Annotated in this window: 14 protein-coding genes; 6 read left to right on the forward strand and 8 right to left on the reverse strand. The window is 56.0% G+C overall.

What is annotated here, in order from left to right:
- Window positions 1–45 precede the first annotated feature (45 nt).
- Both ACN9MQ_RS07295 and aqpZ read right to left on the reverse strand, forming a co-directional pair.
- Entirely contained in the window at window positions 46–945 is a 900-nt protein-coding gene (locus ACN9MQ_RS07295; protein ID WP_020884841.1) for a lysine exporter LysO family protein, read from the reverse strand.
- A gap of 166 nt (window positions 946–1,111) precedes the next feature.
- Window positions 1,112–1,807 carry an aquaporin Z gene (aqpZ, locus tag ACN9MQ_RS07300; RefSeq protein ID WP_025204573.1) on the reverse strand — a complete coding sequence of 232 codons (696 nt, stop codon included), beginning with the start codon at window positions 1,805–1,807 and terminating at the stop codon, window positions 1,112–1,114.
- A gap of 289 nt (window positions 1,808–2,096) precedes the next feature.
- On the opposite strand from aqpZ, the gene ACN9MQ_RS07305 reads away from it, so the two are divergent.
- Entirely contained in the window at window positions 2,097–3,755 is a 1,659-nt protein-coding gene (locus tag ACN9MQ_RS07305; RefSeq protein ID WP_014169354.1) for an ATP-dependent endonuclease, read from the forward strand.
- On the opposite strand, the gene ACN9MQ_RS07310 is transcribed toward ACN9MQ_RS07305, so the two are convergent.
- Entirely contained in the window at window positions 3,752–4,708 is a 957-nt protein-coding gene (locus tag ACN9MQ_RS07310) for a VirK/YbjX family protein (RefSeq protein ID WP_426021284.1), read from the reverse strand. The two genes, ACN9MQ_RS07305 and ACN9MQ_RS07310, sit on opposite strands and share 4 nt — an antisense overlap.
- A gap of 159 nt (window positions 4,709–4,867) precedes the next feature.
- Between ACN9MQ_RS07310 and macA the strand changes: the two genes are divergently transcribed.
- Both macA and macB read left to right on the forward strand, forming a co-directional pair.
- Complete coding sequence (gene macA / locus ACN9MQ_RS07315) at window positions 4,868–5,983, forward strand: macrolide transporter subunit MacA (protein WP_333192245.1); 1,116 nt, start codon at window positions 4,868–4,870, stop codon at window positions 5,981–5,983.
- Window positions 5,980–7,920: a macrolide ABC transporter ATP-binding protein/permease MacB gene (gene macB / locus ACN9MQ_RS07320; RefSeq protein ID WP_020884837.1), complete on the forward strand. Its 1,941-nt coding sequence runs from the start codon at window positions 5,980–5,982 to the stop codon at window positions 7,918–7,920. The genes macA and macB overlap by 4 nt, the downstream gene beginning before the upstream one ends.
- Window positions 7,921–7,990: 70 nt before the next feature.
- On the opposite strand, the gene cspD is transcribed toward macB, so the two are convergent.
- On the reverse strand, window positions 7,991–8,212 hold the full coding sequence (cspD, locus tag ACN9MQ_RS07325; protein ID WP_008499993.1) for a cold shock-like protein CspD: 222 nt from the start codon (window positions 8,210–8,212) through the stop codon (window positions 7,991–7,993).
- A gap of 267 nt (window positions 8,213–8,479) precedes the next feature.
- Between cspD and clpS the strand changes: the two genes are divergently transcribed.
- From clpS to ACN9MQ_RS07340, 3 genes are all read left to right on the forward strand, one after another.
- Window positions 8,480–8,800: an ATP-dependent Clp protease adapter ClpS gene (clpS, locus tag ACN9MQ_RS07330; protein ID WP_006174393.1), complete on the forward strand. Its 321-nt coding sequence runs from the start codon at window positions 8,480–8,482 to the stop codon at window positions 8,798–8,800.
- A 28-nt stretch (window positions 8,801–8,828) separates the two neighbouring features.
- Window positions 8,829–11,108, forward strand: coding sequence for an ATP-dependent Clp protease ATP-binding subunit ClpA (clpA, locus tag ACN9MQ_RS07335; RefSeq protein ID WP_020884836.1), 2,280 nt, complete (start codon window positions 8,829–8,831; stop codon window positions 11,106–11,108).
- A gap of 372 nt (window positions 11,109–11,480) precedes the next feature.
- A complete protein-coding gene (locus tag ACN9MQ_RS07340; RefSeq protein ID WP_426021283.1) occupies window positions 11,481–11,927 on the forward strand; it encodes a hypothetical protein in 447 nt (148 codons plus the stop codon).
- Window positions 11,928–11,997: 70 nt separating this feature from the next.
- On the opposite strand, the gene infA is transcribed toward ACN9MQ_RS07340, so the two are convergent.
- From infA to cydD, 4 genes are all read right to left on the reverse strand, one after another.
- Window positions 11,998–12,216: a translation initiation factor IF-1 gene (gene infA / locus ACN9MQ_RS07345; protein WP_002211347.1), complete on the reverse strand. Its 219-nt coding sequence runs from the start codon at window positions 12,214–12,216 to the stop codon at window positions 11,998–12,000.
- Between the two features lie 284 nt (window positions 12,217–12,500).
- Complete coding sequence (aat, locus tag ACN9MQ_RS07350) at window positions 12,501–13,205, reverse strand: leucyl/phenylalanyl-tRNA--protein transferase (RefSeq protein ID WP_426021282.1); 705 nt, start codon at window positions 13,203–13,205, stop codon at window positions 12,501–12,503.
- 46 nt (window positions 13,206–13,251) lie between these two features.
- The gene (cydC, locus tag ACN9MQ_RS07355) at window positions 13,252–14,973 is read right to left on the reverse strand and encodes a heme ABC transporter ATP-binding protein/permease CydC (protein ID WP_426021281.1); all 1,722 of its coding nucleotides are present in this window, start codon (window positions 14,971–14,973) and stop codon (window positions 13,252–13,254) included.
- Window positions 14,973–16,739 carry a heme ABC transporter permease/ATP-binding protein CydD gene (gene cydD, locus ACN9MQ_RS07360; RefSeq protein ID WP_426021280.1) on the reverse strand — a complete coding sequence of 589 codons (1,767 nt, stop codon included), beginning with the start codon at window positions 16,737–16,739 and terminating at the stop codon, window positions 14,973–14,975. The genes cydC and cydD overlap by 1 nt, the downstream gene beginning before the upstream one ends.
- Between the last annotated feature and the right edge of the window lie 51 nt (window positions 16,740–16,790).

A 16,790-nucleotide genomic window follows, 5' to 3' on the forward strand; every position in this document is an offset into this window, starting at 1 on the left:
ATTTAGCGCAATTTTGGCGGCAGAAAGTCTACCGCCAGAGGAGTATCAGGCGGAGAAAAACGCCATCAGAACGGGAACCAGCAGGCTCAAAATAAAGCCGTGTACGATGGCGGCAGGCACCATCTCCAGCCCACCTGAACGCTGCAGAACCGGCAGGGTAAAGTCCATCGACGTGGCGCCACACAGACCCAGTGCGGTCGAGCGACTGCGGCGCACCAGGCCCGGGATCAGCATAATGGCAATTAATTCTCGCGCCAGGTCGTTAAAGAAGGCGGCGCTCCCGATGACCGGACCGAACGATTCGGTCAGCAGAATACCGGAAAGGGAATACCAGCCAAATCCGGAGGCCATTGCCAGACCGGTTTTTAACGGCAGGCCGAGAATAAAAGCGTTAATCACGCCCGCCACCAGTGAGCTAATGACGACGATAACCGCGACGATCATTCCACGGCGATTAAGGACAATCTGTTTCAACGTCATGCCATTATTTCGCAGCTGAATACCGATAAGGAACAGCAGGAAAATGAGGGTATATTCACTGGCTTCCGTCGCGTGCTGTAAAAAATTCCATCCGCTAAGCCCAAGAACAAAACCCAGCACCACGACGCCGCATAATTTTAAAGATTCTAGCGCCATTGCAATTCGTGACGGCAGTTTTTCCTGATGGTGGTGATTTTTCCACGGAATAGTGCGTTCAAGCCAGAAAAGTGCGGCAATATTGCACAGCAAAATAACGGCGCAGGTGACGACAGAATAATGCAGGATCGCCAGCAGATTGGTGGCCAGATTATCCAGAAACGCCAGGCTTATCCCCATAAAGAAAAGAATGACGTAGACAATCCAGCTCAGAAAACGGTTGATAAGCCGTAACGCGGATTCGCGATGCAGCGGGATAAGGTAGCCCACAATCAGAGGCAGCAGAATGATGAGGAGTCCTGAAAACATGAACAACGGGTCCTTGTGAGTATCTGTTAAGCGCCAGAGACACTACCCAATAAACGTTGTCAGGTAAAGGAGCAACAAAAAAGCCGGGTGGCAGCAACGCCTGACCCGGCCTGAGTGTTGTCATGCAGCTCGGGTAAGCGTAAGTGCTACCCGACTGCACACGCAATTAATCGCGTTTTTCCAGCAGGGTGCGATACAGCACGCCGCCCAGAATACCGCCGATGATTGGCATTACCCAGAACAGCCACAGCTGCTCAAGCGCCCAACCGCCCTGGAAAATAGCGACGGCAGTACTGCGCGCCGGGTTTACGGAGGTGTTGGTGACCGGAATAGAGATCAGGTGGATAAGCGTCAGCGCCAGACCAATGGCAATAGGTGCAAAGCCCGCCGGGGCGTGTTTGTCGGTTGCGCCGTGGATCACCAGCAGGAAGCCTGCGGTCAGCACAATTTCAATCACGATGGCAGAGAGCATGGAGTAACCGCCAGGGGAGTGTTCGCCGAAACCGTTTGAGGCGAAGCCGCTTGCGGCGGCGTCAAAGCCGGCTTTACCGCTGGCAATAACGTACAGAACCGCTGCAGCAATAATCCCGCCAACAACCTGGGCCACAATATAACCAATGACTTCTTTAGCAGGGAAACGACCGCCCGCCCATAAACCTAATGTCACCGCCGGGTTAAAATGACCACCGGAAATATGACCCACGGCAAACGCCATGGTTAATACGGTTAAACCGAATGCCAGCGCAACGCCGACAAAACCAATACCTAATTCCGGAAATGCTGCTGCCAGAACGGCGCTACCGCAGCCACCAAACACCAGCCAGAATGTACCAAAGCATTCTGCTGCTAATTTTCTAAACATAACCACCTCAATAATAAACTTCACACGCGTTCCTGCGTGCGGGATATCGTCAAAAAAGGGATGACGACTCAAAGAGCCATTATTTTAAAAACAAAAACATCCCTTCGCCACTAAAATTAATTCGGTTAATTTGATTTATGGCAACGTGATGTCATTCCTTGTTCAAATCGACGGTAAATAGAGCATAGACCAATTCTCTGCAGCACGAAGGTTGTGCTGTCGTGTCAAAGTTCCTGCCGCTATACTGCTGATAACTTAAAGGAAAAAGTGATCATCTCGCGGGGGATTTATGCTTCTCGAACGTGTGGAAATTGTTGGGTTCCGCGGTATTAACCGCCTGTCGCTGCAGCTTGAGCAGAACAACGTCCTGATCGGTGAGAACGCGTGGGGTAAGTCCAGCCTGCTGGATGCGCTGACGCTGCTGCTTTCGCCCGAAGACGATCTGTATCACTTTGCCCATGATGATTTCTGGTTTCCTCCCGGCGATGTGAATGGCCGCGAAAAACACCTGCACATTATTTTGACGTTCCGCGAATCCGAGCCGGGGCGTCATCGTGTGCGACGCTTCCGTCCGTTATCACCCTGCTGGGTCCCGTGCGACGACGGTTTCCACCGGATTTTCTACCGGCTGGAAGGTGAGATGGCAGAAAACGAGGGCGTATTAACCCTGCGTGATTTCCTCGATGAGAAAGCCAACCCTATTCCGCTGGATGACATCGACGACCTGGCTCGCCACCTGATTCGCCTGATGCCGGTGTTGCGCCTGCGTGATGCGCGTTTTATGCGGCGGATCCGCAACGGCACCGTACCGAATATGCCGGAAGTGGAAGTGACCGCCCGCGAACTGGATTTCCTGGCGCGAGAGCTGGTGGCGCGTCCGCAAAATCTGACCGATGGTCAAATCCGCCAGGGGTTGTCGGCAATGGTACAACTGCTGGAACACTATTTTTCCGAGCAGGGGACGTCGGAGTCGCGCCATCGTCTGATGCGCCGCCGCTCTCACGATGAACAACGCAGCTGGCGTTACCTCGATATCATTAACCGGATGATCGACAGGCCCGGTGGCCGTACCCATCGGGTGATTTTGCTGGGGCTGTTTTCTACGCTACTGCAGGCCAAGGGCACCGTTCGTCTCGACCGTGACGCCCGCCCGCTGCTGCTGGTGGAAGACCCGGAAACGCGCCTGCACCCGATCATGCTCTCGGTGGCGTGGCACCTGTTGAATCTGCTGCCGCTGCAGCGCGTGACCACCACCAATTCCGGCGAGTTATTGTCCCTGACCCCGGTTGAGCACGTCTGCCGTCTGGTACGTGAGTCTTCCCGCGTCACCGCCTATCGCCTCGGGCCCGGCGGGATGAACGCGGAAGAGGGGCGCCGTATCTCGTTCCACATCCGCTTTAATCGTGCGTCGTCGCTGTTCGCCCGCTGCTGGCTGCTGGTTGAGGGAGAAACGGAAACCTGGGTTATCAACGAACTGGCGCGTCAGTGCGGCCACCATTTTGATGCCGAAGGTATCAAGGTCATCGAATTTGCCCAGTCGGGGATCAAGCCGCTGATCAAATTCGCCCGGCGGATGGGCATTGAATGGCATGTGCTGGTGGATGGTGACGAGGCGGGGAAAAAATATGCCGCGACCGTGCGTGGCCTGCTAAATAATGAACGCGAAGAAGAGCGCGACCACTTAACCATGCTGCCAGCCATGGACATGGAGCACTTTATGTACCGTCAGGGGTTCGACGACGTGTTCCACCGGATTGCGATGGTGCCGGTGGATGTGCCAATGAACATGCGGCGCGTGATTGCCAAAGCCATCCACCGCTCTTCAAAACCTGATTTAGCGATTGAGGTGGCGACGGAAGCGGGGAGACGGGGCGTGGAGTCCGTGCCGACGCTGCTGCGCAAGATGTTCTCCCGCGTGCTGTGGCTGGCACGCGGGAAAGCGGATTAAGCGCGGGTCGCCTGCGTGACGTGTTGCGTCAGGCTGTCCAGTAACGCATAGCGGCGGCGGTACTCAGCGCGCTTTTTGCTCGCAATCTCTTCCATTGGCTTACGGGGCATGGCGAGCGGCAGCATGAAGTGGCCGTTATCCTGTTTTTGCCCGCCGAGGGAGAGCCAGAAGCTGTCATAATCGGCCAGCAGTTTTCCCTCTTTTTTCTTGCGGTAACGCCAGCTGCGGTAGATATGCGTGGCGTTACTCACCGCGACAATATGCTCAACCGGGAAAGCTGCGCCAAGCGTCATTGCCGTTTCAACCAGCAGGCGTTTCGGGAACAGGCCGTGACACGCTTTGGTCGCCCCCTGGATCAGTTCATGTGGAACGTGTGCCTTTGCCCCCTGCAGGCCGCCGATGAACAGCGTTGTTTTTCCTTCAAACGGGCACAGCGTGAAGGTCATTTCCGCCAGCACGGTATTCTGATGGTTACAAAAGACGAGGGTGGCTTCACCCTCTTTATCCATGAAGGCGTCGGCGCACAGGCGCACAGTAAACTGCTGTTCGTCTTTTCCGGTCAGGGTCAGCAGGGTTGCCCCCTGCGGCGAAAGGTAACCCTTGACCAGCGTTGCCGGAAGCTGGCGCGTCATGGTCTGGTAGTGCCAGGTCAGCGATTCCAGCGCCTGTCGGCGATCCATGTCCACCGTTAACCACGGGCGGTGCAGGCGGCACGGCAGCCCCGGTTGCACCTGCAACATTTGCATCAGGCGCGGCTGCTTTGCCAGCGCTGACAGCAGACGCGTGGTGCTGAACGGTGTCATCAGCGAACGGAGCATGAACTTACGTCGATAAGCGGGGTTTTGCCATGCCAGCCCCGGCGTGATCTTCCCGAAGGCCAGATTATTGAAGAGCTGCCAGCCGGATTTAGGCTGGTGCTGATGAGAAATAAGTGTATCGACGATGGAAGACATGTTAGATCCTGCTTCTGAAGGAAGGGCTCTATTTCAGCAGGCGAAATTTCAATAACTCATCAACAAATTGAGGCGATTTCGGTGCGCGGGGGTTTCGTTGAGGAGTCGTTTAGATAGAATCAACGTTTATAATTGCCAGAACATTTATTTGGAATATTTATGAACCTCAAGGGAAAACGCAGAACGTGGTTTCTGCTGCTGGCGGTAATGGTTATCGGGGGAGGGTTCTGGCTATGGCAGATCCTGAATGCCCCTGTACCACAGTATCAAACACTGATTGTCCGTCCGGGCGAGCTGCAGCAAAACGTGCTGGCGACGGGAAAACTGGATGCCCTGCGCAAGGTTGACGTGGGTGCACAGGTAAGCGGTCAGTTGAAAACGCTGTCGGTTGAGATTGGCGACAAGGTGAAAAAAGGCCAGCTGCTGGGCGTTATCGATCCTGAGCAGGCGCAAAACCAGATCCGTGAGGTGGAAGCCACGCTCATGGAACTGCGTGCCCAGCGTGCACAGGCGCAGGCTGAGCGTAACCTGGCCCAGGTGACGTTAACGCGTCAGCAGGCGCTGGCCAAAACGCAGGCCATCTCGAAACAAGATTTAGACACGGCTGCCACCGAGCTGGCGGTTAAGCAGGCGCAGATCGGGACTATCGATGCGCAGATCAAGCGCAACCAGGCCTCGCTGGATACGGCCAAAACCAACCTCGACTATACGCAGATTGTGGCGCCCATGGCCGGGGAAGTGACTCAAATTACCACGCTGCAGGGGCAAACGGTGATTGCGGCGCAGCAGGCGCCCAACATTCTGACCCTGGCGGACATGAGCACCATGCTGGTGAAAGCCCAGGTCTCAGAGGCGGATGTTATTCATCTGAAACCGGGGCAGAAAGCCTGGTTTACCGTCCTCGGCGATCCTCAGACGCGCTATGAAGGCGCGCTAAAAGACATTCTGCCGACGCCGGAAAAAGTGAACGATGCCATCTTCTACTATGCGCGCTTCGAGGTACCTAACCCGCAGGGCGTGTTGCGTCTGGATATGACCGCACAGGTACACATTCAGCTTACCGGCGTGAAAAATGTGCTCACCATTCCTCTCTCTGCGCTGGGTGAATCCACCGGCGAGAGCCGCTATAAAGTGAAAGTGCTGCGCAACGGCGAAACGCGTGAGCGAGAAGTGGTCATTGGTGCGCGTAATGACACCGACGTGGTGGTGGTCAAAGGGCTGGAAGAGGGTGAGGAAGTTGTCACCAGCGAAAGCCTGCCCGGAGCCGCTAAATGACGGCGTTGCTTGAGCTGAATGACATTCGTCGCAGCTATCCGTCGGGCGATGGCCCGGTTGAGGTGCTGAAGGGGATCACCCTCCGCGTCGAAGCGGGCGAGATGGTGGCGATTGTCGGTGCGTCCGGCTCCGGTAAATCGACGCTGATGAATATTCTCGGCTGTCTGGACAGACCCACCAGCGGCACCTATCGGGTGGCCGGTATGGATGTTTCCACGCTGGACGGTGACGCGCTGGCAAAACTGCGGCGGGAACATTTCGGTTTTATCTTCCAGCGTTACCATCTGCTCTCTCACCTGACGGCGGCGCAGAACGTCGAAGTGCCGGCGGTCTATGCCGGCGTCGAGCGGAAAAAACGCCTTGAGCGCGCCCAGATGCTGCTGACGCGTCTGGGGCTGGCGGAACGGGTGGAGTACCAGCCCTCGCAGCTCTCCGGCGGCCAGCAGCAGCGCGTCAGTATCGCACGCGCGCTGATGAACGGCGGTCAGGTGATCCTCGCAGATGAACCGACCGGGGCGCTCGACAGCCATTCGGGTGAAGAGGTGATGGCGATCCTTCACCAGCTTCGCGATCAGGGGCATACGGTCATCATCGTTACCCACGATCCGCAGGTGGCTGCACAGGCCGAGCGCATCATTGAGATCCGCGACGGAGAGCTGGTCAGCAACCCGCCGGCGCGACACGCCCGGGCGGCGGCACCGAAAGAAGTCCTGCCGGCGTCAACCGGCTGGGGACAATTTTCCAGCGGGTTTCGTGAGGCGCTGACCATGGCTTGGCTGGCGATGGCTGCCAATAAAATGCGCACCCTGTTGACCATGCTGGGCATCATCATTGGTATCGCCTCGGTGGTGTCGATTGTGGTCGTGGGCGACGCGGCCAAACAGCTGGTGCTGGCGGATATTCGGGCCATCGGGACCAACACCATTGATGTCTATCCCGGCAAAGATTTTGGCGATGACGAGCCGCAGTATCAGCAGGCGCTGAAGTATGACGATCTGGCGGCTATCCAGAAGCAGCCGTGGGTGAATTCGGCCACGCCGGCGGTCTCACAAAACCTCCGTCTGCGGGTAGGCAATGTTGACGTTGCTGCCAGCGCCAACGGTGTCAGCGGCGATTACTTTAACGTCTATGGCATGACCTTCAGCGAAGGTGCCACCTTCAATGCCGAGCAGTTAGCGGGCCGGGCGCAGGTGGTGGTGCTTGATGCCAACTCGCGCCGGCAGCTCTTTCCCAATAAAACCAACGTGGTGGGCGAGGTTATCCTGGTCGGAAACATGCCTGCGACGGTGATTGGCGTGGCGGAAGAGAAACAGTCGATGTTTGGCAGCAGCAAGATCCTGCGCGTCTGGCTACCCTATACCACCATCTCCGGGCGGATTATGGGGCAGTCCTGGCTGAACTCCATCACCGTTCGCGTGAAGGAGGGCTACGACAGCGCGCAGGCCGAGCAACAGCTGGAACGGCTGCTGACGTTGCGTCACGGGAAGAAAGATTTCTTCACCTGGAATATGGACGGTCTCTTGAAAACGGCGGAAAAGACCACACGTACTCTTCAGCTGTTCCTGACGCTGGTGGCGGTGATCTCGCTGGTGGTTGGCGGTATCGGGGTGATGAATATCATGCTGGTATCGGTCACGGAACGTACCCGGGAGATTGGCATCCGCATGGCAGTCGGTGCCAGAGCCAGCGATGTGCTGCAGCAATTTTTGATTGAAGCGGTGCTGGTGTGTCTGGTGGGCGGCGCGATGGGCATTGCGCTGTCGATGATGATCGCGTTTGCTCTGCAGCTTTTTTTACCCGGCTGGGAGATTGGTTTCTCGCCAGTGGCCATTCTTACCGCATTTTTGTGTTCGACTTTTACCGGCATTTTGTTTGGCTGGCTGCCTGCCCGCAATGCGGCGCGTCTGGATCCTGTGGATGCGTTGGCTCGCGAATAGGCTGAAAATAAAAATGCCAGCCGATCGGGCTGGCATTTTGACGGCGGGATGTACACAATAAAACAGAGAGCTATGCGACCGTTTCTGCTTCAATGGGTACGATCAGGCTTGCATGATTGCCTTTTGGTCCCTGGTGTACATCGAACCGGACGGACTGCCCGGCTTTGAGCGTTCTGTAACCATCCATCTGAATGGTGGAATAGTGAGCGAAGATATCCTCGCCGCCGCCTTCGGGGCAGATGAAGCCAAACCCTTTGGCGTTGTTGAACCACTTAACAGTACCCATTTCCATGCTTCGACATCCTTCGTAAATCTTATAAGTTAAGATGGAATGAACCGGTGGTGGAGTGGGGGCTGTTCAAAACCTCGCCATCTCACGCTTGTACAATTTAGAGAAACGAAAGAAGTCGTCAAGCGTTTGGCGCTTGAGATGGGACAATAATCAACCAAAGTTTGAAGCAGTTAACGCTATTGCAACAGTTTGTGACAGACATCGCGGATGACAGTAATAGATGATTGTTATCTAACATCTGAGGTAGATTCAAAGTGGTTATGCAAAATGGGTAAGACCAACGACTGGCTGGATTTTGACCAGCTGGCGGAAGATAAAGTGCGTGACGCGCTAAAACCGCCATCTATGTATAAAGTTATGTTAATGAACGATGATTACACGCCGATGGAATTTGTTATTGACGTGCTACAAAAGTTCTTTTCTTATGATGTAGAACGTGCAACGCAACTGATGCTTACCGTTCATTATCGTGGCAAAGCTATCTGCGGCATCTTTACCGCCGAAGTGGCGGAGACCAAAGTCGCGATGGTGAACGATTATGCGAGGGAGAACGAGCATCCGTTGCTGTGTACGCTGGAAAAGGCCTGATAAGGCATAAAATTTGGGGGAGGTGCCTATGCTCAATCAAGAACTGGAACTCAGTTTAAATATGGCTTTCGCCAGAGCGCGTGAGCACCGACATGAGTTTATGACCGTCGAGCATTTACTGCTCGCACTGCTTAGCAACCCATCTGCCCGCGAAGCGCTGGAAGCCTGCTCCGTGGATCTGGTGGCGCTACGTCAGGAACTCGAAGCCTTCATCGAACAAACCACACCGGTGCTGCCAGCCAGTGAAGAAGAGCGCGACACGCAGCCGACGCTCAGCTTCCAGCGCGTGTTGCAGCGTGCGGTATTCCACGTCCAGTCTTCCGGACGTAGCGAAGTGACGGGCGCAAATGTGCTGGTCGCCATCTTCAGCGAGCAGGAGTCACAGGCTGCCTACCTGCTGCGCAAACACGAAGTCAGCCGACTCGACGTGGTTAACTTTATCTCTCACGGAACGCGTAAAGACGAGCCGAACCAGGCATCGGATTCCAGCAATCAGGTCAATAACAATGAAGAGCAAGCAGGCGGGGAGGATCGTATGGAAAACTTCACCACCAATCTCAATCAGCTTGCTCGCGTTGGCGGTATCGATCCGCTGATTGGTCGCGATAAAGAGCTGGAGCGCGCGATCCAGGTATTGTGCCGTCGCCGCAAGAACAACCCGCTGCTGGTGGGTGAATCCGGCGTCGGTAAAACCGCGATTGCCGAGGGGCTCGCCTGGCGTATTGTGCAGGGCGACGTACCGGAAGTGATTGCCGATTGCACCATCTACTCGCTGGATATTGGCTCTCTGCTGGCGGGCACTAAATACCGCGGCGATTTTGAAAAACGCTTTAAGGCGCTTTTGAAACAGCTCGAGCAGGACACCAACAGCATTCTGTTTATCGATGAGATCCACACCATCATCGGTGCCGGTGCGGCCTCGGGTGGCCAGGTGGATGCCGCTAACCTGATCAAACCGCTGCTCTCCAGCGGTAAGATCCGCGTGATTGGTTCCACAACGTATCAGGAGTTCAGCAACATCTTTGAGAAAGATCGTGCCCTGGCGCGTCGTTTCCAGAAAATCGATGTGACTGAACCCTCTGTTGAAGAAACCGTGCAGATCATCAACGGTCTGAAACCGAAGTACGAAGCGCACCACGATGTGCGTTATACCGCTAAAGCGGTGCGTGCGGCGGTGGAGCTGGCGGTGAAATACATCAACGATCGTCATCTACCGGATAAGGCCATTGACGTGATTGATGAGGCAGGGGCGCGTGCGCGTCTGATGCCAGCCAGCAAGCGTAAGAAAACCGTTAACGTGGCGGATATCGAGACCGTGGTGGCCCGTATCGCGCGTATCCCTGAGAAGAGCGTTTCTCAGAGCGACCGCGACACGCTGCGCACCCTTGGCAATCGCCTGAAAATGCTGGTCTTTGGGCAGGATAAAGCCATTGAGGCGTTAACCGAAGCCATCAAGATGGCCCGTGCCGGACTGGGGCATGAACATAAGCCTGTCGGTTCCTTCCTGTTCGCCGGTCCGACCGGTGTGGGGAAAACCGAGGTCACGGTTCAGCTTTCCAAAGCGCTGGGCATTGAGCTGCTGCGTTTTGATATGTCCGAGTACATGGAGCGTCACACCGTCAGCCGTTTGATTGGTGCGCCTCCGGGCTATGTGGGCTTTGACCAGGGCGGTCTGTTAACCGACGCGGTGATCAAGCATCCGCACGCGGTACTGCTGCTCGATGAAATCGAGAAAGCGCACCCGGACGTGTTCAACATCCTGCTGCAGGTGATGGACAACGGGACGCTGACCGATAACAACGGGCGCAAGGCGGACTTCCGCAATGTCGTGCTGGTAATGACCACCAACGCCGGTGTACGTGAAACGGAGCGCAAATCTATCGGCCTTATCCATCAGGATAACAGCACCGATGCGATGGAAGAGATCAAGAAGATCTTTACGCCGGAGTTCCGTAACCGTCTGGACAACATTATCTGGTTCGATCACCTCTCTACCGAGGTTATCCATCAGGTAGTGGATAAGTTCATCGTCGAACTGCAGGTTCAGCTGGATCAGAAAGGCGTGTCGCTGGAAGTGAGCCAGGAGGCCCGCAACTGGCTGGCTGAGAAAGGCTACGACCGTGCGATGGGTGCCCGTCCAATGGCGCGTGTGATTCAGGACAACCTGAAGAAACCGCTGGCGAACGAGCTGCTGTTTGGCTTGCTGGTAGACGGCGGTCAGGTGACGGTCGCGCTGGACCAGGAGAAGAATGAGCTGACGTACGATTTCCAGAGTGCGCAGAAGCACAAGCCGGAAGCGGCTCACTAATTTCCAGCATTAGTCTTAAAAACCGGGCAACTGCCCGGTTTTTTTTATGCCTGCCCGCACCGAAACTTTGCGAGGCGCTTTCCATATTTTCATCTCACTCATTGCTGTATAAATTCACAGTCCTAGAATGGCGACGCATCTGCAAAATCAGGTGCCAGGATTGGCGTCCTGAAAGTGTGTGAGCAGCACCATTGCTGCAGGCTTCGTTCGCCCTAAGGAAAAGGGTATAATTCTGCATCTGGCGGGCGAATCGGAAGCTTCTTTTGAAGCGCCAGTAGCACACACACTGGTACGCCAATTCCTTTTCGTCCGCCGCCAGCGAATCTGGCGTTTCCTGCGGTGGTAACTCAACGTGTGTGAAGGTATTACCCAATGAATACAGAAAACTCTTTCTCCCAGCTCTACACCGAACTCTCCCTCAACCCCGATCTCCCAACCCTTGCCGAGCGCTGCAAACTGCTCACCGAAATCCTCCTCGATTGCAAATCACTCCCGCAAACGCAGCCCGTGTGCCGCTGTTTAGGCGCGTATCTGGAAGAAGTCAAAACCGGGCTCACAGAATCAATGCGTGATTTTCAGATAGTGGAATTTGAGGAGGACGCTGAACCACCGCGACAAAAAGCGTGGCTACTGGAAGATACCGAAACAAAGTGCGACTACTGCCGGGCAGTAAACCACGTGCTGCTGGTGTCCCATTTTGATCGGGATATGCTGCCGTACCTGACGGGATTGCTGCATGAGATGGCGCATTCCATGGCCGGGGATTTAATCACGCCGGCGCAGCCCCGCATGACAATACATCTTCCTGCCCGGCATTAAGCCGTTAAATAAAAAAGGCCGGGGTTAACCCGACCTTTATATATTCATCTGCCATTACAGGCGAAAACAATTAGCGACTACGGAAGACAATGCGGCCTTTGCTCAGGTCGTACGGGGTCAGTTCAACAGTCACTTTGTCGCCCGTTAAAATGCGGATATAGTTTTTGCGCATTTTACCGGAGATGTGCGCAGTTACCACGTGACCGTTTTCCAGCTCTACGCGAAACATGGTGTTAGGCAACGTATCAAGTACGGTACCCTGCATTTCAATATTGTCTTCTTTGGCCATCTAATCCTCTGGGGTATCACTACCAAGTTTTGAACCGGCAAGATAATGCCGAAATTCATCAATTAAGTAAAGAATTGCGCGTTTAAAACGCAGCAAAATAGTTTCGGCGCATTGCCCAAGCGTCACGGTACAACCGAACGGAAAGCGCATTCGTAAAGGGGATACAACAGGATAAACGTCAGGACGTTATCTGAAGCGGAGGACCCAAACGGCGGCGAGGCAACAGGCAGAACCTACTCTGCGGCATAATTATAACACCCTCACAAAAAATATGCGGAAAACATTTAGGCATTGGGCATAAAGAGCGTTCTTGGTACCCAGAAGTCTCGCGGCAGCTTCTCCTGACGGCAAACGTCCAGATGTTCTATGTAGTGACGGCGGGGGATGTCAACCGCGCCGAGCGAGGCAGTATGCTCATTGAGGACCTGGCAATCCATCAGTTTTCCACCGCGCTGGGCAAACTCCTGGCAGAAGATCAGCAGCGCGGTTTTCGAGGCATTCACGGCACGGGAGAACATCGATTCGCCGCAAAACAGCGTCCCCTGCGCAACGCCATACATCCCGCCGACGAGTTCACCTTCTTGCCAGACTTCAATGGAGTGCGCGAAACCCAGCTCATGCAGCTGGTGATAGGCGGTAATGATATCGCGGGTGATCCAGGTTCCTTCATGACGGTCTTCGGCACAGCCTTCAATGACCTGACCGAAGGCATGATTCAGGGTGACGCGGTAGGGTGATTTCGCATGGAAACGCTTCATGCTGCGGCTCAGGTGAAACTGCGCCGGCCACAGCACGGCACGGGGATCGGGCGACCACCATAAAATCGGGTCGCCGGGTGAAAACCACGGAAAAATGCCGCGCTGGTAAGCCATCAAAAGCCGCGCAGGACTAAGGTCGCCGCCAAGGGCCAGCAGCCCATTAGGTTCACGCAGCGCTCCCTCCGGCGAAGGGAACGCGATGTTATGACGAGAAAGCTGGACCAGGCGCATGACAGCAGAACTCCAATACGCGAGTTAGGATCGGTACAAATATAGTCTACAGACGCTGTTTAAACTGGTAGTAGCGACCCTGTTTCGCCAACAGTTCTGTGTGACTACCTTGCTCAATAATATGTCCGTTGTCCATCACAATTATCTGATCAAAACTCGCCAGCCCGCGCAGGCGGTGGGTGACCATCAGCACGGTTTTTCCGATCATAACATGGGCCAGTAAATCAAGGATTTGGCTCTCGGTTGTTGCGTCCAGCCCTTCGGTGGGTTCATCAAGCAGCATCAGCGGCGCATCGTGCAGCAACGCGCGTGCAATCGCCAGACGGCGCAACTCGCCGCCGGAGAGCTGACGACCGCCTTCCCCGAGCCAGCCGTTCAGCCCGTCGTTCTCAAGCAGTTTTTGCAGCCCAACCTGCTCCAGCATGGCGCGCAGATCATCGTCGGAGGCCTGAGGTGCCGCGAGCAGCAGGTTATCACGCAGCGTCGCGCTGAAGAGGTGCACGCGCTGCGGAACCACGCTCACGGTCTTGCGCAGCGTCTGTTCGCTGAAGTCGGTCAGCGGCGTATCGTTAAACCGAATCTGACCGTGCTGCGGATCCCAGGCGCGGGTCAGCAGCTGAAGAAGGGTGGATTTACCGCAACCGGTACGACCGAGGAGCGCAATCCGCTGGCCTGCTTTAACAGACAGCGTGATCCCTTCCAGCGCGTTCTGCGCCTGTTTTTCATAGGCAAAGGTGACGTTATCCAGGGTCAGCGCAACCTGCGCCGGCACGGCGGTCTGAGCGCCGCTGAATGTAACCTCCGGCTCCTGCTCGGCAATCTGGGTGATGCGCAGGGCAGAAGCGATGACCTGTCCAAGATGCTGGAAGGCGCCCGTCACCGGGGCCAGCGCTTCAAATGCGGCCAGGGCGCAGAAAACGAAGAGGGCAATCAGAGGGCCGGGCTGGGTATTCCCGCCTACGCCACCTGAAGCCATCCACAGCATGGCGATGACCGCCACGCCGCCGATTAACATCATCAGCGCCTGGGAGAATGCCGTCAGCTCCGACTGGCGGCGCTGAGCTTCATGCCAGTTCAGCTCAGTGCTTTCCATTTGACTGCGATAACGCGTGCTGGCACCAAAAATGGTCAGTTCCGCCTGTCCCTGCAGCCAGGATGTCAGCTGTTGTCGGTAGTCGCCGCGCAGTCGCGTCAGGTTCTCGCCAGTGGATTTACCTGCACGATAAAACAGCGGTGGCAGGATAATCAGCGTCAGCAGCATGATCCCACCCAGCGTGAGCGCAACGGGAACGTCCAGAACCGACAACCCCAGCGTGACCACCACAATCACCACAAACGCCCCCACGATGGGTGAGATGACGCGCAGGTAAAGGTGATCCAGCGTGTCGACATCGGCTACGACACGGTTGAGTAACTCACCCTGACGAAAACGTGCCAGCCCGGCAGGGGAGAGGGGTAGCAGTTTGCTGAAGGTGTAAATGCGCAGGTGCTGTAGCACGCGGAAAGTGGCGTCGTGGCTGACCAGACGCTCAAAATAACGTCCGGCAGTACGCGTGATTGCGGTGCCGCGAACGCCTGCCGCCGGAAGCATATAGTTAAAGCTGTATAAACCCGCGAACCCCGCGACGGCCGAAGCGGACAAGAACCAGCCGGAGAGCGTAAGCAGACCGATGCTGGCAAGCAGGGTAACAATCGCCAGCACAATGCCCAGCAGCAGCATCCATTTATGGCGTTTATAGAGCGCAAGATAGGGAAGCAGAGCACGCATCAGATATCCTCCTGACGGTTTGCCAGCAGGGTGGCAAACGGGCCCTGCGCGGCAACGAGAGAGGCGTAATCGCCTTGCTCAACAATATGACCATTTTCCATAACCCAGATCTGATCCCAGTCAGCAATACCTTCCAGCTGATGGGTGACCATCAGGGTGGTCTGCTGCCGCGAGGCCGCATTCAGGGCATCCATGACGCGTTGCTCACTGTGTGCGTCAAGGCTCGCTGCTGGCTCGTCGAGCAGCATGAGCTGGCATGGGTTAAGCAGCGCGCGGGCAACCGCCACACGCTGGGCCTGACCGACTGACAGGCCGGCAGCCTGGTCACCGACAACGGTATCGACACCCTGCGGAAGCTGCGGCAGAAACTCGCTGACCCAGGCGCGGTCGAGCACGGATTGCAGTTCATCGTCACGCGCATCCGGGCGAGCCAGCAGCACATTGTCTCGCAGCGTGGCGGCAGGAAGCTGAGGGTTTTGTCCCACCCAGCTAAGCTGTTTACGCCAGGCAAGCGGATCGAGATCGCGCAGTTCAGTTTGGTTGATCCGCAGCGATCCGGTGTAGGCCATAAAACCCGATAGCGCATTGAGCAGAGAGCTTTTCCCTGAACCGCTGATGCCTACGAGCACCACACGTTTTCCGGCCGGAAGGGTAAAGTTAAGCGGGCCTGCCAGCACGTTGCCTTCAGGCGACAGAATGGAGAAATCCCGTGCTTCAAGGGTAACCGGCTCTTTGGCGTTCAGCGTCACGTCACCGCGTTCCGGATGCGCCAGTGGCGTTTCCATAAACGTCTTCAGGCTGTCAGCCGCGCCCACGGCCTGCGCTTTTGCATGATAGAAGGTACCCAGATCGCGAAGCGGCTGGAAAAATTCGGGGGCCAGTATCAGCGCAAGGAAACCGGCTGAAAGGGTCACAGCCGTGCCGTAGTGGCCAAAATCCAGCGCGCCGAGATACGAGAAGCCAAAGTAGACCGCCACAAGTGCAATCGACAGCGAGGTAAAGAATTCGAGTACGCCGGAGGAGAGGAACGCCAGACGTAACACTTCCATGGTGCGCTGACGGAAATCCTGCGATGCGAGGCGGATATTTTCAGTTTCCGCTTCACCGCGGCCAAAAATGCGCAACGTTTCCATGCCGCGCAGACGGTCAAGGAAATGGCCGCTTAAGCGACCCAGAGCCAGAAAGTTACGTCGGTTAGCGTCCGCGGCGCCCATGCCCACCAGCGCCATAAACAGCGGGATCAGCGGGGCTGTGCCCAGCAGGATCAGCGCTGCCATCCAGTTGACCGGGAAGATGGCGATGACAATCAGCAACGGAACGAAGACGGCTAGCGCCATCTGTGGCAGATAGCGCGCATAGTAGTCATGCATATCGTCAATCTGCTCTAGGATCAGCGTCGCCCAGCTTCCCGCGGGTTTACCCTGGATCCACGCCGGACCGGCCTCCTGAAGGCGGTCAAGCACCTGGCGGCGGATCTCATAGCGGATATGCTGTCCGGCGTGAAAACCCACGCGCTCACGCAGCCAGACCACCCAGGCACGAAGAACAAAAATCAGGATCAGGACGATAAAGGGCAACAGGAGCGCTTCGCGCGGAATGTTCTCCATGATCATGTGATTAAGAATGCGGGCCAGCAGCCATGCCTGGGCAACAATCAACAGACCACTGACAAACCCCAGAAAACGGGAGATTGTTAGCCAGCGGCGGGAAAGAACGCTTTGCTGTTTCAGCCAGCGTGTTAACTCTTGTTGACGGGTTTTTTCCATTGCGTACTTAGCAGGTGACGTTATTAGAAGTTGGGCAGCGCAATGTTACAA

The organism is Enterobacter sp. R-25, assembly GCF_049913205.1.
Lineage (GTDB): Bacteria > Pseudomonadota > Gammaproteobacteria > Enterobacterales > Enterobacteriaceae > Enterobacter > Enterobacter ludwigii.

Bases quoted from the DNA above. Each gene is read 5' to 3' on its own strand.
- ACN9MQ_RS07295 (WP_020884841.1), bottom strand. From the start codon at position 945: ATGTTTTCAGGACTCCTCATCATTCTGCTGCCTCTGATTGTGGGCTAC.
- aqpZ (WP_025204573.1), bottom strand. From the start codon at position 1,807: ATGTTTAGAAAATTAGCAGCAGAATGCTTTGGTACATTCTGGCTGGTG.
- ACN9MQ_RS07305 (WP_014169354.1), top strand. From the start codon at position 2,097: ATGCTTCTCGAACGTGTGGAAATTGTTGGGTTCCGCGGTATTAACCGC.
- ACN9MQ_RS07310 (WP_426021284.1), bottom strand. From the start codon at position 4,708: ATGTCTTCCATCGTCGATACACTTATTTCTCATCAGCACCAGCCTAAA.
- macA (WP_333192245.1), top strand. From the start codon at position 4,868: ATGAACCTCAAGGGAAAACGCAGAACGTGGTTTCTGCTGCTGGCGGTA.
- macB (WP_020884837.1), top strand. From the start codon at position 5,980: ATGACGGCGTTGCTTGAGCTGAATGACATTCGTCGCAGCTATCCGTCG.
- cspD (WP_008499993.1), bottom strand. From the start codon at position 8,212: ATGGAAATGGGTACTGTTAAGTGGTTCAACAACGCCAAAGGGTTTGGC.
- clpS (WP_006174393.1), top strand. From the start codon at position 8,480: ATGGGTAAGACCAACGACTGGCTGGATTTTGACCAGCTGGCGGAAGAT.
- clpA (WP_020884836.1), top strand. From the start codon at position 8,829: ATGCTCAATCAAGAACTGGAACTCAGTTTAAATATGGCTTTCGCCAGA.
- ACN9MQ_RS07340 (WP_426021283.1), top strand. From the start codon at position 11,481: ATGAATACAGAAAACTCTTTCTCCCAGCTCTACACCGAACTCTCCCTC.
- infA (WP_002211347.1), bottom strand. From the start codon at position 12,216: ATGGCCAAAGAAGACAATATTGAAATGCAGGGTACCGTACTTGATACG.
- aat (WP_426021282.1), bottom strand. From the start codon at position 13,205: ATGCGCCTGGTCCAGCTTTCTCGTCATAACATCGCGTTCCCTTCGCCG.
- cydC (WP_426021281.1), bottom strand. From the start codon at position 14,973: ATGCGTGCTCTGCTTCCCTATCTTGCGCTCTATAAACGCCATAAATGG.
- cydD (WP_426021280.1), bottom strand. From the start codon at position 16,739: ATGGAAAAAACCCGTCAACAAGAGTTAACACGCTGGCTGAAACAGCAA.